Below are 2,921 nucleotides of genomic sequence, written 5' to 3'. Positions count from 1 at the left end.
CGTGCGCGGTGCCGGCCGGACGTGTCGTGGCGCGGCGTGCCCGCACGTACGCCGGGATACGGTATGCATATGCCGAGTAAAGAATACCGCCAGCGCCTCATCGAAGAGCTGGTCGAACAGGAGTTCGTCTCCACGCAGGCGGAGATCGCCGAGCACCTCGCACAACGCGGCATCAAGGTCACCCAGGCCACCATCAGCCGCGACGTGAACGAACTCCGCCTCGTCCGCCTCCCCGCCGGCAACGGCGCCCACCGCTACCGGTCCACGCCCCTCGCCGCGCCGGAGGACGTGCTCGGGGAGTTGGGGCAACGCTTCCGCCTGTTCGTCCGCGACCTCGACCGCGGCGACAACCTTCTCGTGATCAACACCGACGAGGGGCACGCCGCCGGCATCGCCTACGTCATCGACAAACTCCAGCGCGACGAGGTCGTCGGGAGCCTCGCGGGGCAGAACACCATCCTCGTCATCTGCCGCAGCAGCGAGGAGGCGGAGACCCTCCTGAACGACCTCGAGGACCTGCTGACCTGACGGCGGTCGGGACGTCGGACCGCCCCCGCACCGCCCCCCGCACCGCCCCCGGGACGCCCCGTCCCGGCGCGCCACCGAACGCGTCACGGGGCCCAGAGTTTCCGCGGGGCGCGTGCTAGCGTCCCGGGCGTGGAGGTCCCCATGCGCCCCATCCTGACCGTACTCGCGCTCGCCCTCGGTTCGCTCGCGACCGCCGCCAGCGTCGCCGTGGCGCCGTTCCAGGACGCCGGCTCGCAGGTCGGCGTCGTCGTCGCCGACCGCACCGCCGAGCTGCTCGACGGCGACGCCGACCTCGTCGTCGGGCCCGCCGCCGCCGACGCGCTCGTCCCCCCCTTCGCCTTCCAGGACGGCTTCCTGACGCCCGCCGCCCTCCTCGAGGAGGGCGGCCGCGCCACGTCGCACGGCGGCGCGCTCCTGCGCGCGGCGCTCGGCGTGGACGTCGCCGCGACGGGGTCGGTGCGGCGCGAGGACGACGGCCTCGTCCTCGAGCTGCACGTCGCCCGCGCCGGCGCCCGCGACACCCTCCGGATTCACGCCCCCGCCGACGCCCCCGCCCTCCTCGCGACCCGCGCCGCGCGGGCGCTGGCGCGCGCCGCCGGCCTGCCCGTCGACGGGGACCGCCTCGCGCCCGCCGCCCCCATCGCGATGGACGGGCCCGACGCCGCCCTCGCCGAGGGCGTCCGCCTGGTCGGGGCGGGCCTCGCTGGGGAGCTGGCGGGCCTGATCGACCGCCAGGGCGACGCGGACGTCGCGCCCCGCCTTGCGGCCCTCGCCGACGCGCACGACGCCGTCCGGGCCGGCACCGCGTGGCCCCGCGATCCCGCCGTCGCCGCCACGATCGCGGTGACCGCGTTGCAGGACGACGCCCGCACCCTCGCGTACCTCGAGGCGGCGGCGGACGCCGGCCTGCCCGCCGCGCACGTGTGGCGCGCCGCGATCGCCGAGGAGGGGGGCGACCTCGCCGTCGCCGACGACGCCTGGAGCGCCGCCGCCGGGTACCCGTACGGGACGGCGGCCGCCGTCGCGCAACGCCTCGCGGAGGACGACGCCGACGCCGATGACCTCGCGGCGTTGCCGCTTCGCGACGACCCCGCCGTCGCCCTCCTCGTCGGCGTGAGCGGCGACGCGGTCCGCGACGACGCGCTGCAGCGCCGCGCCTTCGCGGCGCTCGGCGCGCAGCTGCCGACGTTCGCGTTCCCCTTCGAGCGCCTCAGTTTCCTGGCGTTCGACCGCGACGACGCCCCCGCCGCCGCCGCGGCGCTCGAGGTCGCCGTCGACCTCGACCCCGAGAGTTCGCTGTACTGGACGAACCTCGGCTGGGCCCGCTACCTGTTGGGTCGCTACGACGCCAGCGAAACGGCGAGCGAACGCGCCGTCGCCATCGACCCGGGCGCCTTCATCGCGAACTACAACCTGGGGTTGGTGCGCGCCCGGTTCGGGCGGTTGGCCGACGCGATGCCCGCCTACGAGGCCGCCCTCACGCGCGACCCCGAGGTGGACGACGAAGCGCTCGCCGACGTCGAGAACGCCCTCGAGGACGTCCCGGAACAGGGCGCCCTCTGGTACGTGCTGGGGCGCCTCTACGAGGCGGAGGGTCGCCGTGGCGAGGCGGCCGACGCGTACGCCCGCGCCCTCGACCTCGGCGCGCTCGGCGCGCCGTTCGACGCCCGCGCCGAGGACCGCGTCGCGGCGTTGTCCGCGCCGCCACCCCCCGTCGAGATCAGCGACGAACGCATCGACGTCCGGCTCGGCGGGCGGACCGTCGACGGGCCGCTGCGGCCCGGCGACCCGGTCACCCTCGCGTTCGAGCTGTACACGCCGGGCGACGCCCTGCCCGCCCGCGCCGACGTGCACGCCACGTTCGAGGGGGAGGACGGCGCCGTCCTCGCCGAACGCGACGTCGTCGTCGAGGTGCCCGAGAACGCCATCGGCTACGTCGTCGAAGAGGCCGCCCTGGACCTACCGACGGACCTGGCGGCCGGCCGCTACGTCGTCGCGGTCGAGGTGCGCGCGTACGAGGACCTCACCGTCGCCGCCCGCCGGGCGGTCGAGGTGGCGGGCGAGGCGTCGCCGCTCCGCCGCCTGATCGGGCGCGGCGTGACCCTCACGTCGCTTCGGGGGGAACGGCCCCTCTACGACGCGGACGACGCCGACGCGGAAGCGGCGGTCGTCGATCGCCTCGTCGGCGCTCTGCGCGGTGCGGTCACCGCGGCGGAGGAGACCCTCCCCGTCGTCGAGACCGGCCCCTTCGAGGGGCTGTCGGGCGGCGCGCTGTTCGAGGCGAGCGACGCCGACGACGTCCGCACCTTCCTCGCGTGGCTCGCCGACGCCGACACCGAGGACGTCCGCCTCAGCTTCGTCGACGCGTACGCCCAGTGGGCGCTCGACGGCGC

At 76.1% G+C, this 2,921-nt stretch carries 2 protein-coding genes; both read left to right on the top strand.

The window, feature by feature from the left end; translation table 11 throughout:
• The first annotated feature begins 69 nt into the window (after positions 1-69).
• A complete protein-coding gene (gene argR, locus RI554_09140) occupies positions 70-528 on the top strand; it encodes an arginine repressor (GenBank protein MDR9392177.1) in 459 nt (152 codons plus the stop codon).
• A gap of 129 nt (positions 529-657) precedes the next feature.
• Positions 658-2,921, top strand: a 2,264-nt coding sequence (locus RI554_09135) for a tetratricopeptide repeat protein (GenBank protein MDR9392176.1), incomplete at its 3' end; no start/stop codon positions are given.

The organism is Trueperaceae bacterium, from assembly GCA_031581195.1.
In the GTDB taxonomy this organism is placed as follows: Bacteria; Deinococcota; Deinococci; order Deinococcales; family Trueperaceae; genus SLSQ01.
This window is presented reverse-complemented; position numbering and strand designations above follow the sequence as displayed.